The organism is Anaeromyxobacter paludicola (genome assembly GCF_023169965.1).
GTDB classification, from domain to species: Bacteria; Myxococcota; Myxococcia; order Myxococcales; family Anaeromyxobacteraceae; genus Anaeromyxobacter_B; species Anaeromyxobacter_B paludicola.
Genome location: NZ_AP025592.1, coordinates 3,849,645 through 3,866,732, shown reverse-complemented (window position 1 = coordinate 3,866,732; position 17,088 = coordinate 3,849,645). Strand labels below are relative to the sequence as shown.

Below are 17,088 nucleotides of genomic sequence, written 5' to 3'. Positions count from 1 at the left end.
CCGATGCAGCTTGCGCGCCCCCCGGCCCAAACCTATGCTCGCAGGGTTGCTCGCTTTCCCATCCAGTACCCATTCGCGCTCGGACCCCCTGACATGATCCGTCCCCTCCGCCTGGTCGCGTCGCTCGCGGCGACGCTCGCCCTCGCCTTCGGCGTCACCTACCGCTTCGTCTCCTGGGAGGCGAAGGCCCACGCCGACGAGCTGGGCTTCCGGCCGGGGCTCGCCGCCGCGGGCGCGGAGGCCGCGGGCCGGTCCGAGGCCGACGAGCCCCCGTACCCGCTCTCGAAGCTCCCGGTCTTCTCCCGCGTCCTCATCGCGGTGAAGGAGAACTACGTCGATCCGAAGCGCGTCGATCCCAAGGCGATGGTGGTCGCGGCGCTCGACCAGGTCGAGAAGACGGTCGCCGAGGTGATGGTCGAGGGCGACGCGCAGTCGGGCCGGCTCGACGTGACCGTCGGCAGCGCGCGCAAGGCCTTCGACATCACCCAGGTCGACTCGGTCTGGAAGGTGCGCGTCGTGCTCGGCGACGTGATGGCCTTCATCGAGAAGAACCTCGTCGCCCACAAGAACCTGCGCGAGATCGAGTACGCCGCCACCAACGGCATGCTCTCCACGCTCGACCCGCACTCGATGCTGCTCGACCCGAAGATGTTCAAGGAGATGAAGCTCCAGACCAAGGGCGAGTTCGGCGGGCTCGGCTTCGTCATCGGGATGCGCGACGGCAACCTCACCGTGATGAAGGTGCTGAAGGGCACCCCGGCGCAGAAGGCCGGCGTGAAGCCCAAGGACGTCATCACCCGGATCGAGGAGCAGTCCACCGTCAACATGGACCTGAACGACGCGGTGGACCGGCTGCGCGGCAAGCCGGGCACCCGGGTGACCATCACCACCCAGCGCCCGGCGGCGGCCGAGCCGAAGAAGCTCGTCCTCACCCGCGAGATCATCAACTACGAGACGGTGCCGCAGGCGAAGCTCCTCGAGCACGGCGTCGGCTACGTCAAGGTGTCGCAGTTCTCCGCCAACACCACCCGCGACCTCCAGGCGGCCATCGCCCAGGAGAAGGCCCAGGCCGGCGGCAACCTCAAGGGGCTCGTGCTCGACCTGCGCGGCAATCCGGGCGGCCTGCTCGACCAGGCGATCCGCGTCTCCGACCTCTTCCTCTCGGAGGGCGTCATCGTGAAGCAGGTGGGCGGCGGCGACCGCGGCCGCGTCAACCAGACGCACGAGGCCACCGCCGAGCCCGACGACATGACCGGGCTGCCGCTCGTGGTCATCGTCAACAACAGCTCCGCCTCGGCGAGCGAGATCGTCGCCGGCGCGCTCAAGAACAACAACCGGGCCCTGGTCATCGGCCGCCAGACCTTCGGCAAGGGCTCGGTGCAGGTGCTCTACCCCGATCTGCAGGATCCCATCCGCCCCGACGACGAGCTCGCCCTCAAGCTCACCATCGCGCAGTACCTCACGCCGGGCGACGTCTCGATCCAGGAGACCGGCGTCACCCCCGACGTGCTGCTGCTCCCGGGCCGCGCCCTCAAGGACGCCGTCAACTACTTCGCCCCGCCCCGGATGATGGGCGAGGTGGACCTCGAGCGGCACATCTCCAACCTGGCCGACGCCACCCTCTCCGAGGCGGAGCGCGAGAAGCGCGCCGCGGAGCGGAAGGCGCGCACCGAGAAGGCGGCGCTCGAGCTGCGCTACCTGCTCGACGAGAAGGAGGACCTGGTCGCGAAGGCGATGAAGAAGGAGGAGAAGGAGGCCCGCGCCGCCGCGGCGCACGCCGAGCTCGCCGAGATGACGCCGGAGCAGCAGGAGGACGACGAGGCCGAGCAGAACCCGGACCAGCTGGTGGAGGACTACCAGATCCGGTTCGCGAAGGACCTGCTCGCCCGCGCCCCCTTCGGCGACCGGCCGCGCCTGCTCGAGGCCGCCAAGGGCTTCGTGGCCGAGCGGCGCAACGAGGAGGACCGGCGGCTCCAGGCCCGGCTCGAGGCGCTCGGCGTGGACTGGTCGAGCGGCCCGGCCCAGGGCGCGCCGCGCCCGGTCGTGACCGTGACCCCCGCCCCGGCGCAGCAGCAGGCGGCGGGTGACAGCGTCCCCTGGACGGTGACGGTGGAGAACAAGGGCGACGGCCCGCTGCGCCGGCTCCGCGCCTGGACGCTGGTGGACAAGAACCCGCTGCTCGACCGGCGCGAGTTCGTGTTCGGCCTCGTGAAGCCGGGGCAGAAGCGGAGCTGGACCGTGCCGGTGAAGCTGCCGAAGGGCATGGACAGCCGCCGCGACGACGTCACCTTCCACTTCCAGGAGGAGGGGGGCCGCGCGCCCTCCGACCTCGTGACCCAGCTCGACGTGGTCGAGGGGCCGAAGCCGCTCTTCGCCTTCAGCTCGCAGGTGCTCGATCCGTCCGGCAACGGCGACGGGCTCGTCGAGCGCGGCGAGCAGATCGAGCTGCGCGTGGACGTGCGGAACGAGGGCAAGGGGCCGTCGGGCGACAAGACCTACGTGATCCTCAAGAACCTGGGCGACGGCGAGACCTTCATCCAGAAGGGGCGCGCGGTCGTCGGCGCGGTGCCGCCCGGCGAGAGCCGCCCGGCCACCTTCCAGCTCCAGGTGAAGAAGGGGCTCAAGGGGCAGGAGGTGCCGCTCCGGGTCACGGTGGTGGACGAGAAGCTCGACGAGGTGACCTCGGAGAAGCTCTCCCTGCCGCTCGCCGACAAGGCCCCGGCGCACGTCGCCGTGAAGGCGGTGGTCCCGGTGAACAAGGACGCCGTGCTCCGGTCGGGCGCGCGGGGCGACACCGCGCCGCTGGCGCTCGCGCCGCGCGGCACCGCGCTCACCGCCGTCGCCGCCTACGGCTGCCCGCCGGGCGCGGTGCCCGGCACCGGCAAGGCCGCCGAGGGCTGCTTCTACAAGGTGGACTGGCAGAAGGACCGCGCCGCCTTCGTCTCGGCCGCCGACCTCGCCGCGCCGCAGCACGGCAAGGCGCCCGCCCTCTCCGCGGCCGAGATCTGGCAGCGCGAGCCGCCCCGGATCACGCTCTCGCCGGACCCGGCCCAGGGCGCGCCGGTGGCGAGCGGCGACCACTTCAAGCTCACCGGCACGGCGAGCGTGCCGCCGGCCCCGGCCGGCGTGAAGGGGACCCGGCTCCGCGACGTGTTCGTCTTCGTCAACGAGCAGAAGATCTTCTTCAAGGTCGCCCCCGAGAACGGCGCCCAGACGAGCGTGGACTTCTCGGTGGACGTGCCGCTCAAGCCGGGCAACAACGTCGTGACCGTCTTCGCCCGCGAGGACGAGGACTTCCAGTCGCGGCGCAGCCTCGTCATCCACCGGCGCTCCGGCGCCGAGGTCGCGCAGGGCAAGGCGCAGTGAGCCGGCGCAAGGTTCGGGAGGAGCGGAAGCCCCGCGCGGTGGTGCTGCTGTCGGGCGGCCTGGACTCGACCACCTGCCTCGCGGTCGCGGTGCGCGACGGCTTCGAGCCGCACGCGCTCTCGGTGGACTACGGCCAGCGCCACAAGGAGGAGCTGCGGCGGGCCCGCCGGCTCGCCGCCGCGCTCGGCGCCGCCGACCACAAGGTGGTGAAGGTGGACCTGTCCGCCTTCGGCGGCTCGGCGCTCACCGACGGGAAGCTCCGGGTGCCGAAGGGGCGGCGCGAGCAGGAGATGGCGAAGGAGATCCCCATCACCTACGTGCCGGCCCGCAACACGGTGATGCTGGCCCTCGCCCTCGCCCACGCCGAGACCCTCGGCGCGCAGGACGTGTACGTGGGCGTGAACGCCATCGACTACTCCGGCTACCCCGACTGCCGGCCCGAGTTCATCCGGGCCTTCGAGAAGCTGGCCGGCCTCGCCACCAAGGCGGGCGTGGAGGGGGCGAAGCTCCGGATCCACGCCCCCCTGCAGAAGCTCGGCAAGGCGGAGATCGTGAAGCTCGGGACGTCGCTCGGCGTGCCCTACGCGCTCACCCTCTCCTGCTACGATCCGGTCCGCGGCAAGGCCTGCGGCCGCTGCGACGCCTGCACGCTCCGGCGCAAGGGCTTCGAGGCCGCCGGCGTGCCCGATCCCACCGTCTACGTCTGACCGCCGGGCACGTCCCCGGCGCTCCAAGGAGGAGCCCCATGGCCCACGAGATCAAGCGCAGCTACCCCGGCAAGAACGCCGACGAGATCTACGAGAAGGTCCACCAGGTCATGAACCGCATGGCCGACAAGCTCGCCATGAAGTACCAGACCGATCCCGCCGGAAAGTCCGGCTCGGTGGACAAGATGGGCGTGAAGGGCGCCTACACCGTGAAGGACGGCGAGGTCACGGTGAAGCTCGACTTCCCGATGATCTTCCCGATGAAGAAGCAGGTGACGCAGAACATCGAGGAGAAGCTGGACGGGCTGTTTGCGTGAGCGGCGGAGCCGTCCGGGCTCCGACCTCGCCCGCTGCGCTGGGACCCCTCCCCTTCGTCGCGGCGCCTAGTCCAACTCGACGACGATCGCACCGGCCTTCTCGTTGAGCCGCTCCACCGCCTGGTAGAGCGCCTGCAGCGGGGAGTCGCCGGTGCCCATCACCGCCCCAGGGACCGCGCCGCCGCGCTTCTTGGCGGAAGGTCCGGGGGCGATGCGCACCTGGGCCTTGCCGCGGAGCGCGTCCGGCGCGAGCCGCACCTGCATCCCGGCGCGGTAGAGCATGAGGAGGGCGCGGCCGGTCTCGGCGGCCATCCGTTCGTCGGCGTAGGTCATGTGCGAGCGTCGGGGAGGCTTGGTCATCGGTCCCGGTGGGGGCGCTCGACCATAACCGGCCGGCGCGGCAAAGCCAGTTTTGGCCCGGCGGCCCGAAGCCGCTCCGTCCCAGGTGGGCCTGCTCGGACGCCCGGACCCTTCGCGCCTTGACGGGTGGCGGTCCGGAAATACCTTCCGGACATGGGGGCACGCTGGGCCACCTTCGGAGTCGGGCTGGCGCTCATCCTGGCGCCGCTGGCCCTCGGCTACGACGCGCTCGGCCCGGTGCTCCACGAGGTGGCGCTCGGGCTGTTCGTCTGCGTCGCCACGCTCGCCGCGCTCGAGTGGCCGGCGGCCCGCTTCGGGCTCGCCGCGCCGGGCGCCTGGCTCCTCCTGGCGCCGCGGCTCCTCGGCTGGCAGCAGCCGGTCGTCGGCCTCGTCGAGCTCTGCGCCGGCGGGCTGCTCCTCCTGCTCGCGCCGGTGCCGAGCGTCTCGCTCTCGGCGCTGCGCGGAGGCGGGCGGGTGCAGGCTAGAATGCCGGCGTGAGCCGGACCGCGGCCGAGCGCCCTTCCCAGACGGACGACGACGCCGGCCTCGACGCGGCCGTGGAGCGGGCGCTCGCCGGCGCGCGCGGCGCGGTCTTCACGCCACCCGCCGAGGCCCGGCTCCTGGCCGCGCTCGGGCTGGCCCACGCCGCGGCCCGGCGCGGCGGGCCGCCGCCCGCGGACGGGCTCGCCGCGCTGCTCGGCCTCGCGCCCGCCTCGGCCCCCCTCGCCGCGGCGCTCGACGGCCTCGCGGTGCTCGACCCGGCCTGCGGCGCCGGCGCGCTCCTCGCCGCCGCCGCCAGGCTCGCCGGCGCGGCGGGCGCGAGGCTCCGGCTGCACGGCATCGAGATCGCGCCGGAGGCGGCGGAGGCGTGCCGACGCCGGCTGGAGGGCCACGAGGACCCGCCCTCCATCCGCTGCGCCGACGCCCTCGCCGTGCCCTGGCCCGCCGCCGACCTGGTCCTCATGAACCCGCCCTTCCTGCGGCACGAGTCGCTCTCTCCCGCGGAGAAGGCGCGCGCCGGGGCGAGGACCGGGCTCTCGCGGCAGGCCGACCTGTCGGCCCACTTCGCGCTGGTGGCGCTCCGGCACGCGCCGGTCGCGGCGCTGGTCTGGCCCCGCGCCCTCTCGAGCGCCCGCTCCGCCGCGCCGCTCGCGGCCGAGGCCCGCGCCCGCGGCGGCTTCGCCCTCACGCTCCGCTCGCGCGCGTCCGGCAGCTTCGCCGCCTCGGTGGACACCGCGCTCGCGGTCTGGGTGGAGGGGGCCGAGGCCGGGCCGTCCGCGGAGGCCGCGGTGGCGCTCGGCGCGCTCGAGGACGGCGCGCTCCGCGACGCGCTCCGCGGCCTCTCCACCCGCCGCCTCACGCTGCGCCGCCCGCCGCGGCCGGCGCCCCGGGGCGCGGTGACCGTCGGCGACGTCGCCCAGGTCCGCTTCGGGCTCAAGTCGGGCTGCAACGCCTTCTTCCACCTCGAGCCGCTCGGCGCCGGCCGCTACCGGAGCCCGCTCGCCGGCGAGGTCTCGCTCGATCCGGCCGACGCGCCGCCGCTCCTCGCCAGCCTCAAGGAGGCCACCGCCCCCGCCCGCGCCGCGCCCGTCCGCGTCCTCTTCCGTCCCGCCGGCGAGCCGGGACCGCTCGCCCGCGCCTACCTCGCCCGCGGCGAGGCCCTCGGCGTGGCCGACCGGGCCACCTGCCGCGGCCGCGCGCCCTGGTGGGGCCTCTCGCCGGGCCGTCCCCCCGCGCCGGTGCTCTACCCGGCGAAGGTGGGCGCCCGCGCCTTCGCCTTCCTCAACCGCGAGGGCTGGTGCGAGGACAAGAAGTGGCTCGCCGTCTTCCCGCGGGCGGCGGAGCCGGCGCTGATCGCCGCGCTGCTCGGCGCCACGCCCATCCGGCTCGCGGTGGACGAGGCGGCCCGCCAGCTCACCGGAGCGCAGGCGATCGCCGACGTGGACCAGGGGGTGCTCGCGCGCGCGCCGTTCCCGCGGCCGGAGGCGCTCGCGCCGCTCGCCGCCGAGGTGGCGCGCTGCTTCGAGGCGCTGGCCGGGGACCCGGTCACGACCGACCTCGCCGCCATGCTCGACCGCCCCGCGCAGCGCGAGCTCGACGCCCTCGCCGGCCGCGCCCTCGGCCTCGGGCCCCGCGCGGTCGCCGAGGCCCGGAGAGCCCTGCGGGCGCGCGTCGAGGCGCGGCTCGCGCACGCCGCCGCGATCCGGGAGGCGCTGGCGCGGGCGGGGCGGTGACCCCCTCCCTGTCCCTCCCCCGCTTCGCGGGAGAGGGGAAGAGGGGCTCGCGGTCGGCAGCCGAAGCGTGCCTCCGCGCCTAGTACTCCACGTGCACCCGGCACCCCACGATGTTCACCGGCCCGCGGTCGGCGTTGTAGGCCGGGTTGGCGATGTGCTGGGCGTCCGCCGTGAACCAGAGCCCCGGGAAGGCGCGCAGGCTGTAGTAGGCCTCGACGATCTGCTCGGTCCGGGCGTTGAGCCGCCCGTCGCCGATGAGGAAGCCGGTGCCGCCCGCGGCGAGGTAGTCGCGGTGGTCGTCGGAGAGGCCGTTCACGGCGACCGCCACGCCGAGGGTGTCGCCCTCGCGCCGCCAGGGGCGCCCCTTCACCACCACGCCCGCCGTGAAGGACCGCTCGATCTCGGCGAAGGCGTAGGTCTCGGTGCGGCCGTCGTTGAGGCTGTAGCGGGCGAAGGCGGCGACGTCCTCGAGGAGCCCCTGCTCGAGGCCGATCCCGAGCGCGTACTTCGACTGCTCCCGCCGCACGTCGGCGACCGAGGGCGGCCCGCCGTGCGCCGCGGCGTAGGCGAGCGCGTCCCGGAAGGCGCCCATGCGCGCCCGGTTGTGGAAGCCGGTGACGCGCACCTTCCCCGGCTGGCCGAACAGCTCGTGCGCGTGCTCCACCTCCAGCACGTCGCCGTAGTGGCGCCAGAGGTCGAGGTCGAGCGGCAGCCCGTTCGACTCCTCCGGCTGCGCGAAGCGCCCGGCGCGGACGGCCCAGGCGTCCCAGTACCACTCGAGCGCGAGCCCCACCGTGTAGCCGCGCACGTCGGCGGCGTAGTCCGAGGCGCCGTAGCCCATGAGCGACCAGTTGAGGAACTGGGTGCGGGGATCGTGCGCGAGCGCGTTCTGGTCGAAGACGTCGGCCACGGCGAAGTTGCCGGCGGTGAGGACGAGCCGCCGGCTCGCCACGGTCCCCGCGACCTGGTTCGGCCCGGCGTCCACGCGCGACTCGGCGCCGCCGAGCGCGAAGCTCTGGCGCAGGAACGCCCGCGCCCGGTAGAGCGTCGGCAGCGGGCCGCCCGACTTCTGGTTCTCGCCGTTCGAGAGCCCGCCGAGGCCGGCGAGGTGCGACAGGTCCTGGCTCTGGATCACCTCCGGGTTCACGAAGAGCTCGGCCCCCGGCCACGGGCGCACGCCGAGGAAGAGCGTGGCGGTGAGCGTGTAGCCGGTCTCCGGCGCGGTCACGAGGCTGTTCGGCCCGGTGTAGGCGGCCTGGAAGCCGGCCTTCCGCTGCAGGACGTAGGTGCTCTGGAAGCTCGCGGTCCAGGGGGAGGGCTCGCCGGCGGCCGGAGCGGGCGCGCCCTGGCCGAGCGCGGGCCGCTCGCCGACGGGCGAGGGCTCGGCGAGGGCGGCGAGGGGGGCGAGGAGCGAGGCGAGGAGGAGGGCGGCGCCGAGGAGGCGCGGAGGGCGGGTCGGCATGGGGACGGTCGGGAGGGGTCGGGCTCGGGGTTCGCGACCGCTGGCCTTGGGGGAAGGCTAGTGCGCCGGCTGGATGGGGATGCGCCAGGTCTGCTTGCAGCGCCGGCACTTCAGCTCGACCGTCTCCCCCACCACGCGGGCGAGCAGGCTGCCGCAGCCACACCGGAGGTCGCCGTGGTCGGCGCAGGGGCGGCGGAGCTTGGGGCTGACGGCGCGGTCGGGCTGCAGGGTCGGCATGGGCGCGCTCCAATTTTCGGTATTGAGACTCATTCTCATTACCGAAGTGGCGCCAACCTATCCCCTTAAAGGGCGGCCTGTCAACCGGGCCCGGCACCGGCTGGAAATACCCCAGCGGGTCGAAGGGTTGCAGGGGTGCCGCCCCCGCACCGCCCGCCCTGCCTGCCGCCCTGCGGCCGTGCGAGAAAGAGAATCGTGTCCACCGTCCCGCTCCGACCCGCCGCGGTCGCCGCCCTCGCCCTCGCCCTCGCCCTCCCCGCCTCGGCCGCCGCGCCGGCCGCTCCCGCCGTTCCCGCCGCCCCGGCCGACCGCCCGCCCGCCGCCGCGCCAGCGGCCGCCTCCGCGCTCCAGGGCGAGGGCGCCGCGCAGCTCGCCCAGGCGCTCACGCGGATCCTCGGCACGAGCGCGCTGCGCCGGACCCGCACCGGCGTCGCGGTCGTCTCCCTCGACTCGGGCCAGCTCCTCTTCGCGCGGAACGCCGACGACCTCTTCAACCCCGCGTCGAACGTGAAGCTCTTCACCGCGGCCGCGGCGCTGGCGCGGCTCGGCCCCGAGTTCCGCTTCGAGACCGAGTTCTACGCCGAGCCCGGCGCCGCCGAGACGGTGCGCGCCCTCTACGTCCGCGGCAAGGGCGACCCCTCGATGGTGACCGAGCGGCTCTACGCCATCGCCGGCGAGCTGGCCCACCGCGGGATCCGCACGGTGAAGGGCGACCTCGTCCTCGACGACTCCTGGTTCGACGAGCAGCGCGAGGGGCCCGGCTACGACCAGGAGCACGGGGACCGTGCCTACCTCGCGCCCACCGGCGCGCTCTCGCTCAACTTCAACGCCGTCGCCATCCACGTGGCGGGCGGGCCGAAGCCGAAGGCGCGGGGCCGGGTGGAGCTCGAGCCGGCGAGCGACTTCTTCACGCTCGACAACCGCACCGTCACCGCGCGGGCGCGCGCCCGGCGCCGGGTGGTCCCCTCCTCGAGCCTGCAGGGCGGGCTCGAGCGGATCACGGTCACCGGGCGCCTGCCGCTCAACGGCGGCGACCAGGTCTTCTACCGGAAGATCGGCGACCCGACCCTCTACTTCGGCCACACCCTCAAGCGCATGCTGGAGCTCCGCGGCGTCCGCGTCACGGGCCAGGTGCGGGCCGGCCGCGTGCCCCCGGCGGCGCGGCTCGTCTACCTCGCCCAGTCCGACGAGCTCGCCGAGATCGTGCGCACGCTCCAGAAGCACTCGAACAACTTCATCGCCGAGCAGCTCGTGAAGACGCTGGGGGCGCAGGTGAAGGGCGCTCCGGGCTCGTGGCCCAAGGGGATCGAGGCCATCCAGGACTTCCTCGCCGAGGCGGGCATCCCGCGCGGCGGGTACCAGATGCGCAACGGCTCGGGCCTGAACGACGCCAACCGCTTCACCGCCCGCCAGACCGTCACCCTGCTCGGCGCGATGTGGCGCCGCTTCCCCCTCGCCGCCGAGTACGTCGGCGCGCTCCCGGTGGCCGGCAAGGACGGCACCATCCGCTGGCGGATGTGGGGCACCGACGCGGTCGGCCGCCTGCGCGCCAAGACCGGCACCCTCGACGGCGTCCGCAGCCTCTCCGGCTACGTGGAGACCGCCGCGCACGAGCACCTCGCCTTCGCCATCTTCGTGAACGACTTCCCCGGCCGCACCCACGCGGTGGTGCGGGGCGTGGACGCGCTCGGCGCGGCGCTCGCCGGCGCCGGCCGGCCCTCGGAGCTCGGCGCGGCGGTGGCCCTGGCGGAGGCGCCCGCGGCGGCGGAGGAGCTGTCCGAGCCCGAGGCCCGGGCGCGCGTGGCCCGCTACCAGGAGCTCGGTCGCGCCGGCGATCCGCGCAACCTGCCGGAGCTCCGCACGGCGTTCGCCGCCGAGCGCGATCCGGCGCTCCGGCTCGCCGCCGCCGAGGCCATCTTCCTGTCGGACACCGCCTCCGGCTCCGGGCGCCGCGCGCTCCTCGACGCGGCGGCCGTGGACGCCCGCGCGGGCTTCCCCCGCCTGCGGGCGCTCACCACCCCGGAGGTGCCGGCGCCGCTCGTGGGCTCGCTCGCCGACCTCGCCGCCGAGGGGGAGGCGGAGCCGATGGAGCGGCTCCTGGCGCTCGCGCCCGAGACCTCGGCCTCGCCCGCGCTCGCCGAGGCCTACGCCGATGCGCTCGCCGAGGTGGGCCGGACCGCGCCGGACGAGCTGCTCTTCGCCCTGCTCGCGGCCGAGCCGGCCGCCGCCGACGCCGGGCTGGCGGCGCTGGCGCGAGGGCTCGCGCGCGACGGCGACGAGGAGCACCCGTTCCCGGCCGCGCTGCGCCGCGCCCTCGCCGACCCGAACCCGACCCGGGCCGCCCGCGCCGTGGCCCTCTCGGCCCGCCTCGACGAGCGGAGGAAGGTCCAGGCGGCGCCCGCGCTCTCGCCGCTCCCGGCGGGCGACGCCGCCCGGCCGGTGCCCATCCCCCCGGCCGCCGGCAGGTGAGCCGCCGGAGGTCCGGGCAGCGCGTGTCAGCGCGCCGTGCTAGGTTCCGCTCCTCACGAGAACGTCACGACGGAACTGCGTGGCGTCCCCAAAGGGAAGGACTCTCCTCATGGTGAACAAGGTCATCCTCATCGGCAACCTCGGCAAGGATCCCGAGGTCCGCTACACCTCCGGCGGCCAGGCCGTGGCCACCCTCCGCATCGCCACCTCCCGCAGCTGGACCGACAAGGCGTCCGGCCAGCGCAAGGAGGAGACGGAGTGGCACGACGTCGAGGTGTGGGGCAAGCAGGCCGAGCAGTGCGGCGAGTACCTCTCCAAGGGTCGCCAGGTCTACGTCGAGGGCCGGCTCAAGACCGACAAGTGGCAGGACAAGCAGTCCGGCCAGGACCGCTACAAGGTGAAGGTGGTGGCCGAGGGCGTCCGGTTCCTCGGCGGCCAGGGCGCGGGCGGCGGCGCGGGCCGCGGCGGCGGCCGGCCGCAGCAGCAGCACGACGAGGGCGCGCCGCACTACGACGAGTCGCAGGGCGGCGGCGGCGACATGGGCCCCGGGCCGGGCGGCGACGACATCCCGTTCTAGGGATCACTCCCCAGGCGATCGGCTCACGAGGAGCGGCGCGGCCCACCGGCCCCGCCGCTCTTCTCGTCTTCAGACGGCCCGGCTTCGGGCGGCGCTCGGAGGTGGGCCGAGGGACGCCGGCCCGCGCCGGGCCGCGGGCGCCACGGGGCGGCTCAGTCGCTCTCGCCGCGCCACGAGGGCGGGACGGTGAGGACCGGCACCGCGCAGCGGCGCACCACCTCCTCGGCCACGGAGCCGAGCAGCACCCGGCGCAGGCCGGTCCGCCCGTGGGTGCCGAGCACCACGAGATCGAAGTGGCCGTCCTCGGCGAAGCGCGCGATCTCGCCGGCCGGCATGCCGGGCGACCGCGCCAGCGCGACCTCCTTCACGCCGAGCGCCACGGCCTGATCCTTCCAGTCGGTGAGCGACCGGTCGGCCTGGCTCGAGAGGTCGGCCAGCATCTCCGGCGTGATCGCGATGACGGTCTCGGGGTAGCTCGAGCCCGGCACCATGTCGGCGTGGAAGAGCGTGAGCTTCGCGCCGAGTCGCGCGGAGAGCTCGCAGGCCACACGGAACGCCGCCTTCGACGGCTCGGAGAAGTCCACCGCACAGCAGATGGTCGCCCAGGTCATCGCTCGCCTCCTCGGTCCCACCCGGCACGTGAGAGCGAGCCGCGGCGCGGCCAGCGGCGTCCCGCGACTCGCTCTCCCCCCTCCTCGCCAGCCCAGCGGGAGCTTCCCCCCGGTGGCCCCCTCGTGGCCGGCGGAGCGTGCCACCTTGGCTGGAAGCATCGCGCGTTCCAGGGGAGGTTCCGCTGCGGATGGCCGAGAGCGGTCCTCTTTTTGCTGACCCAGCCCCGCTTCCGGACGAGGAGGGCTCCGGACGGAGCATGAAGTGATTGCGTCCGCGGCTCCGCCGGTCGCAACCGCTGCGCGAGACCCGCTCGGGAATCAGTCGGACCGCCAGGGGATCTCCGCCGCCCGTCGCCGCAACCTCCGGCGCGCCCGCTCGGTGCTGGCGCGATCCACGCGCCCGTTCGACAGGCAGTCGCCCTCGCGCGCCCCCCGCGCCTCGCCCGGCGGGAGCGCCCGCGAGCGCCCGGCGTCGACGACCACGGCGCGCCCGTCCTCGACCCGGTCCACGAACACCGGCCGGGCCCGCGCGGCCGCGAGCGCGGCGAGCAGGATCAGCGACGCCACCGGCCCGCCTCGACGAAGGAGTAGTAGCCGCCCGCCGCGACGATCACGTGGTCGCGCGCCAGCACGCCGACGAGCTCGGCCGCCGCCCGGAGCCGCTCGGTCAGCTCGGCGTCCTCGGCGCTCGGGGCCGGATCGCCCGAGGGGTGGTTGTGCACGAACACCACGCCGTGGGCCCCCTCGCGCACCGCGGGCCGGAGCGCGTCCCGCGGCGAGACCGGGCACTGCGACAGCGAGCCCTCGGCCACGCGGAGCGTCCGCAGGAGGCGGCCGCGGACGTCGAGCAGCACGACGTAGAAGCTCTCGCGGTCGGCGTGGGCGGCGTGGCGCAACAGCTCGTGCACGCGCGCCGGATCGAGGCAGCGCTCGCCGCGGCGCGGCGGGGACCAGGCCCCGCGGCGCCCCAGCTCGAACGCGGCGGCCACGGCGGCGGCGCGGGCCGGGCCGATGCCGGGGTGGGCGGCGATGAGATCGGGCGGCGCCCAAGCCAGCTCCGCCAGCGGGACCGCCTCGGCGAGCGCGAGGGCGAGGGCGCGCGCCGAGCGCCCGGCGGTGCCGGAGCCGAGCACGAGCGCCAGGAGGTCGGCGTCGGAGAGCGCCCGCGCGCCGTCGGCCAGGAGCCGCTCGCGGGGGCGCTCGCAGGGAGCGGAGTCGCGCAGCATGCCCGGCGCAGGGAGCAACGGGCGTGCCCGGGGCGAACTCCGCGCCGGCGCGGGGGAGGGCGCGAGGCGCGGGCCGCGGCGCGTCCGCGCGGGCCGCGGTACGCACTCGGAGCGGGGCCGGGGGCACGGCTGGCCGCCCCTCCCCATCCCTCCCCGCCCGGGCGGGGAGGGTGTGCAGCAGGTGAGCGCCGCGAGGACGGGCTGCGGCGCCGAGCGGCCCCTACTTCTCGCTGGAGGCCGCGCCCGCGGGCGGCTTCTGGACCAGCTCGGCGTCGATCTGGAGGTCCACCGTGTCGCCCACCACCGGCCCGGCCTCGATGGCCTTGCTGTAGTTGAGCCCGAAGTCGTGCCGGTTGATCCTGGCCGTCGCGCTGGCCGACCGGCGCAGCTCGCCCTGCATGCCCTTCACGGTCCCGCTCGGCCCGGTCACGTGGAAGGTCACCGGCTTCGTGACGCCGTGCAGCGTGAGGTCGCCCGTCACCTCGAGCTTGCCCTTCCCCGCCGCCCGGACCTGGGTGGACTTGAAGGCGATGGTCGGGAACTTCTCCACGTCGAGGAAGTTGGACGACTTGAGATCGTCGTCGCGCTGCTTCACGCGGGTGTCGATGGTGGTCGCGTCCACCGTGGCCTCCACCTTGGACCGGGCCGGGCTCTTCTCGTCCAGCTCCACGGTGCCGGTGGTCTTCCCGAACACGCCGCGCACGGTGGTGATGACGAGGTGCTTCACCGAGAACGAGGTGGACGAGTGCGCCGGATCGATCTCCCAGGTGGCGGCCCCGGCGAGCGCCGGGAAGGCGAGTGCGGCCAGCAACGACGCGAAGCGCTTCATGGTCTCTGCTCCTTCGTCTCGCCGCCCGGGAGGAGGGCGAAGCTCCTCATCCCGAGCGTGCGGTAGTGGAACCCTTCGTAGACGGTCGCGACGCGCTCGCCCGGGGGGGCGGCGCCGAGCGCGACGAAGCTCGGGGCGAAGCGCTCGCTGGTCGGGGCCGCGGCGACGGCGGCCGGGGCGGGCCAGCGCGGGCCGACCTCCCGCAGCGCCAGCGCGTAGCCGTCCTGCGCGAGCGCCACCGTGGGGGCGCCGTGCGAGACGAAGAGGACGGGGGCTCGGTCCACGTGTCGGCTCCGGTCGGCTGATCTAACGCCCGCCCGCCCGGCTTCAAGGGAAGCGTCCCGGGATCGCGGGAAGTGCCGCCGGGGGGCCCCAACGTCGCCGGCGGCCCGGGGCGCGCTCGCGGGCCGGACGCGGGGCTCTCCGGCGAGGGTGACGCGCGCCCGCGGGACACCCGGTGGTGACTGTGAGTCAACTCGCGCGCTTCGGCCGAGCGCCCCCCGCCCCTTTCGACCGAGGCGGCGCGCGAGCGGCCGCGAACCCCGCGGCCCCCGCCCTCTCCGCGTTGACCCTGCGTGCACTCGCGCCCCCACACGGCACCTTTACGCACCGGCGCGCCCGGCGCTCTCATCGCGCCCGCCAGCGCCCGCAGCACGGTCCCGCCCCCGCAAGCCGGCGCGAGACCGGGCCGCCGCGCCGGGCCGCGCGCGCCACCTGGGCGGCGCGAACGAACCAGGGGGGTTCGGCACATGACGTCTTTCGTGAAGTGGGCAGCCGGAGCGCTCGCGGCGGCGGCGCTGGCCGCGTGCGGCGCGAGCAGCTCGCAGCAGGCCGGCGCGACGGTGCGGGTGCTGGCGCAGGGGGACGCGCTCCTCCTCGGCGCGGAGACGGCGACCTTCTCGGTGGCCTGCACGGGCGGGATCGGGCCCGACTACCAGAGCAGCCTCACGGCGTACAAGGGCCGGACCCAGCTCTACGAGGCGATCTTCGGCAAGGTCCCGGTGGGCTCCTGCACGTTCAGCGCGGAGGCCGCCGAGAGCGGCCGGCACTTCCGGGGCAGCGTGGCCCTCGAGATCACGCGGCTCGGTGACTACGACGCCTTCGTGGTGATGCAGCAGGACCAGGACGACTCGATCACCTTCGACGACCACGCGCCGCTCATCAAGGGGCTCGCGGCGTCGCACAACGACCTCGACGTGGTGCTCAAGCTCGTGGACCTGCTCGTCCCGCGCAGCGAGGTGGTGGGCGACTCGGTGCTGGTGCTCTACGCCGACGTCCGCGACGAGGACGGCGACCCGATGACGTTCCAGTGGGCGGCCGACGTGTGCGGCCAGTTCTTCGTCGTCGATCCGGAGACCGGCAAGGCCGTCGAGCGCGACTCCGGGAAGGTCCCGCAGGGCGGCAAGCTGCTGGCGTACTGGTTCCCCAAGGCCATCGTCCCCGAGCTCGCCGCCTGCACGGCCGCGAAGCTCGTCGATCAGGCCATCCCGGTGAACATCACCCTCGCCGTGACGGACCAGCACGCGAGCTCCGCCGGCGGGACCGCCAGCACCACCTCGCACCTGACCATGGGCGTCACCCTCTCCACGCTCTCGGCCAAGAAGAGCGTCTCCTTCACCGCCGACCTGAACCACTGGCCGGACGTGAACTTCCTGCGCGCGCCGTACGCCATCGGCGGCGCCGGCCTGGCGCAGGGCGGCCAGATCGAGCCCGGCCAGGAGACGGTCGTGGAGGCGAGCGTGAACGACCTCGACGGCGACGTCCTCCGGTTCGCGTGGAAGAGCGACTGCGGCGCCACCTTCGATCCCGCCGCCGGCATGCTGTCGCGGAACGCGAAGGGCGAGTACCCGCTGCTCTCGACCGTGGTCACGGCGCCGGCCGAGGCGCCCGCGTCCGCCACCTGTGAGGTGAGGCTGCTCCTCACCGACGGCCGCGGCGGCACCACCGCCGCCGAGGAGGGCGAGACCACCTCGGCGCTCGCGCTCAACGTCCTGCCGGACCCGATCGGCTTCGGGCCCGAGATCGTCGAGGCCGGCGCGACGCCGTACGACGTCGAGCCGGGCGACCTCGTCCACCTCTCGATCGCCGGCGCTCCCATCGCGCCCTCGACCTCCTCCGCGGCCGACCTGAGCTACGACGCCAGGGTGGCGAAGCTCACCTTCAACCCGTTCGACCTCGACCTCGACGAGCTGCCCACGCCCGGCTGGGTGATGCCGGAGCCGGCGCCGGTCGAGGGTCAGCCGGGCGCGTTCACCTGGACGGTCCCGGCCTGCTCCCGGAAGGCGAGCCCGATCGTGAGCTACTACTTCGTGCTCACCGCCAGCGACCCGAACACCGCCGCGACGCCGACCGTCGCGACCAACTACGCGCTGGTGCCGTTCATGGTGCGCTGCTGGCCGGCGCTCTAGCCGGGGCGGCACGCGAGTGGCCTGCGCTCGAGCGGCGTGGCGACCCCGCTCCCGCGCGGGCCCGCAGGCGGGCCCGGGGTCCTCACGGGGGATCCCGGGCCCTCTGCGTCCGGGTCAGCCGGTCCGGAGATCCTCACGAGGCGGCAACCTGCGTGACCGCTTCACCCGGCGGCGCCGCCGTCGTCTCATGTGCGGGCAGCGATCCTCCACGGCAACGGAGGACGGCCGCCCGCCCGCACGGGTCCGGCGGCCGCTGCGCTCGCGGGCCCGGAGAGACCCCACTCC

The 17,088-nt window shown here is 74.9% G+C and carries 16 protein-coding genes; 8 read left to right on the top strand and 8 right to left on the bottom strand.

The genetic code is table 11. From position 1 onward, the window contains the following. The first annotated feature begins 93 nt into the window (after nucleotides 1-93). The 3 genes from AMPC_RS17285 to AMPC_RS17275 are packed head-to-tail and all read left to right on the top strand — an operon-like array spanning nucleotide 94 to nucleotide 4,390. Complete coding sequence (locus AMPC_RS17285; RefSeq protein ID WP_248342682.1) at nucleotides 94-3,366, top strand: MXAN_5808 family serine peptidase; 3,273 nt, start codon at nucleotides 94-96, stop codon at nucleotides 3,364-3,366. Further along, on the top strand, nucleotides 3,363-4,073 hold the full coding sequence (gene queC / locus AMPC_RS17280; RefSeq protein WP_248342681.1) for a 7-cyano-7-deazaguanine synthase QueC: 711 nt from the start codon (nucleotides 3,363-3,365) through the stop codon (nucleotides 4,071-4,073). Before AMPC_RS17285 ends, queC begins: the two co-directional genes overlap by 4 nt. 38 nt (nucleotides 4,074-4,111) lie before the next feature. Next, nucleotides 4,112-4,390, top strand: a complete 279-nt coding sequence (locus AMPC_RS17275) for a polyhydroxyalkanoic acid system family protein (RefSeq protein ID WP_248342678.1) — start codon at nucleotides 4,112-4,114, stop codon at nucleotides 4,388-4,390. Nucleotides 4,391-4,456: 66 nt separating this feature from the next. On the opposite strand, the gene AMPC_RS17270 is transcribed toward AMPC_RS17275, so the two are convergent. Next, the gene (locus AMPC_RS17270; protein WP_248342677.1) at nucleotides 4,457-4,723 is read right to left on the bottom strand and encodes a hypothetical protein; all 267 of its coding nucleotides are present in this window, start codon (nucleotides 4,721-4,723) and stop codon (nucleotides 4,457-4,459) included. A gap of 180 nt (nucleotides 4,724-4,903) precedes the next feature. Between AMPC_RS17270 and AMPC_RS17265 the strand changes: the two genes are divergently transcribed. Then, the gene (locus AMPC_RS17265) at nucleotides 4,904-5,248 is read left to right on the top strand and encodes a hypothetical protein (protein ID WP_248342676.1); all 345 of its coding nucleotides are present in this window, start codon (nucleotides 4,904-4,906) and stop codon (nucleotides 5,246-5,248) included. Continuing rightward, on the top strand, nucleotides 5,245-6,984 hold the full coding sequence (locus AMPC_RS17260) for a methyltransferase domain-containing protein (RefSeq protein ID WP_248342675.1): 1,740 nt from the start codon (nucleotides 5,245-5,247) through the stop codon (nucleotides 6,982-6,984). Before AMPC_RS17265 ends, AMPC_RS17260 begins: the two co-directional genes overlap by 4 nt. Nucleotides 6,985-7,063: 79 nt before the next feature. On the opposite strand, the gene AMPC_RS17255 is transcribed toward AMPC_RS17260, so the two are convergent. Together AMPC_RS17255 and AMPC_RS17250 are read right to left on the bottom strand one after the other, a co-directional pair. Further along, entirely contained in the window at nucleotides 7,064-8,446 is a 1,383-nt protein-coding gene (locus AMPC_RS17255; RefSeq protein ID WP_248342672.1) for a carbohydrate porin, read from the bottom strand. Between the two features lie 57 nt (nucleotides 8,447-8,503). Then, entirely contained in the window at nucleotides 8,504-8,683 is a 180-nt protein-coding gene (locus tag AMPC_RS17250) for a hypothetical protein (RefSeq protein WP_248342671.1), read from the bottom strand. Nucleotides 8,684-8,878: 195 nt separating this feature from the next. On the opposite strand from AMPC_RS17250, the gene dacB reads away from it, so the two are divergent. Further along, the gene (gene dacB, locus AMPC_RS17245; RefSeq protein ID WP_248342670.1) at nucleotides 8,879-11,152 is read left to right on the top strand and encodes a D-alanyl-D-alanine carboxypeptidase/D-alanyl-D-alanine endopeptidase; all 2,274 of its coding nucleotides are present in this window, start codon (nucleotides 8,879-8,881) and stop codon (nucleotides 11,150-11,152) included. A gap of 109 nt (nucleotides 11,153-11,261) precedes the next feature. Further along, a complete protein-coding gene (locus AMPC_RS17240; RefSeq protein WP_248342669.1) occupies nucleotides 11,262-11,729 on the top strand; it encodes a single-stranded DNA-binding protein in 468 nt (155 codons plus the stop codon). A 152-nt stretch (nucleotides 11,730-11,881) separates the two neighbouring features. On the opposite strand, the gene AMPC_RS17235 is transcribed toward AMPC_RS17240, so the two are convergent. From AMPC_RS17235 to AMPC_RS17215, 5 genes are all read right to left on the bottom strand, one after another. Then, nucleotides 11,882-12,340, bottom strand: coding sequence for a universal stress protein (locus tag AMPC_RS17235; RefSeq protein ID WP_248342667.1), 459 nt, complete (start codon nucleotides 12,338-12,340; stop codon nucleotides 11,882-11,884). 318 nt (nucleotides 12,341-12,658) lie between these two features. After that, nucleotides 12,659-12,907, bottom strand: a complete 249-nt coding sequence (locus AMPC_RS17230) for a hypothetical protein (RefSeq protein WP_248342665.1) — start codon at nucleotides 12,905-12,907, stop codon at nucleotides 12,659-12,661. After that, complete coding sequence (gene radC, locus AMPC_RS17225; RefSeq protein WP_248342664.1) at nucleotides 12,895-13,566, bottom strand: RadC family protein; 672 nt, start codon at nucleotides 13,564-13,566, stop codon at nucleotides 12,895-12,897. The genes AMPC_RS17230 and radC overlap by 13 nt, the downstream gene beginning before the upstream one ends. 220 nt (nucleotides 13,567-13,786) lie before the next feature. Beyond that, nucleotides 13,787-14,395 carry a YceI family protein gene (locus tag AMPC_RS17220; protein WP_248342663.1) on the bottom strand — a complete coding sequence of 203 codons (609 nt, stop codon included), beginning with the start codon at nucleotides 14,393-14,395 and terminating at the stop codon, nucleotides 13,787-13,789. Then, nucleotides 14,392-14,679, bottom strand: a complete 288-nt coding sequence (locus AMPC_RS17215; RefSeq protein WP_248342661.1) for a hypothetical protein — start codon at nucleotides 14,677-14,679, stop codon at nucleotides 14,392-14,394. Before AMPC_RS17215 ends, AMPC_RS17220 begins: the two co-directional genes overlap by 4 nt. 465 nt (nucleotides 14,680-15,144) lie before the next feature. Between AMPC_RS17215 and AMPC_RS17210 the strand changes: the two genes are divergently transcribed. Beyond that, on the top strand, nucleotides 15,145-16,803 hold the full coding sequence (locus AMPC_RS17210; RefSeq protein WP_248342660.1) for a hypothetical protein: 1,659 nt from the start codon (nucleotides 15,145-15,147) through the stop codon (nucleotides 16,801-16,803). Nucleotides 16,804-17,088 lie beyond the last annotated feature (285 nt).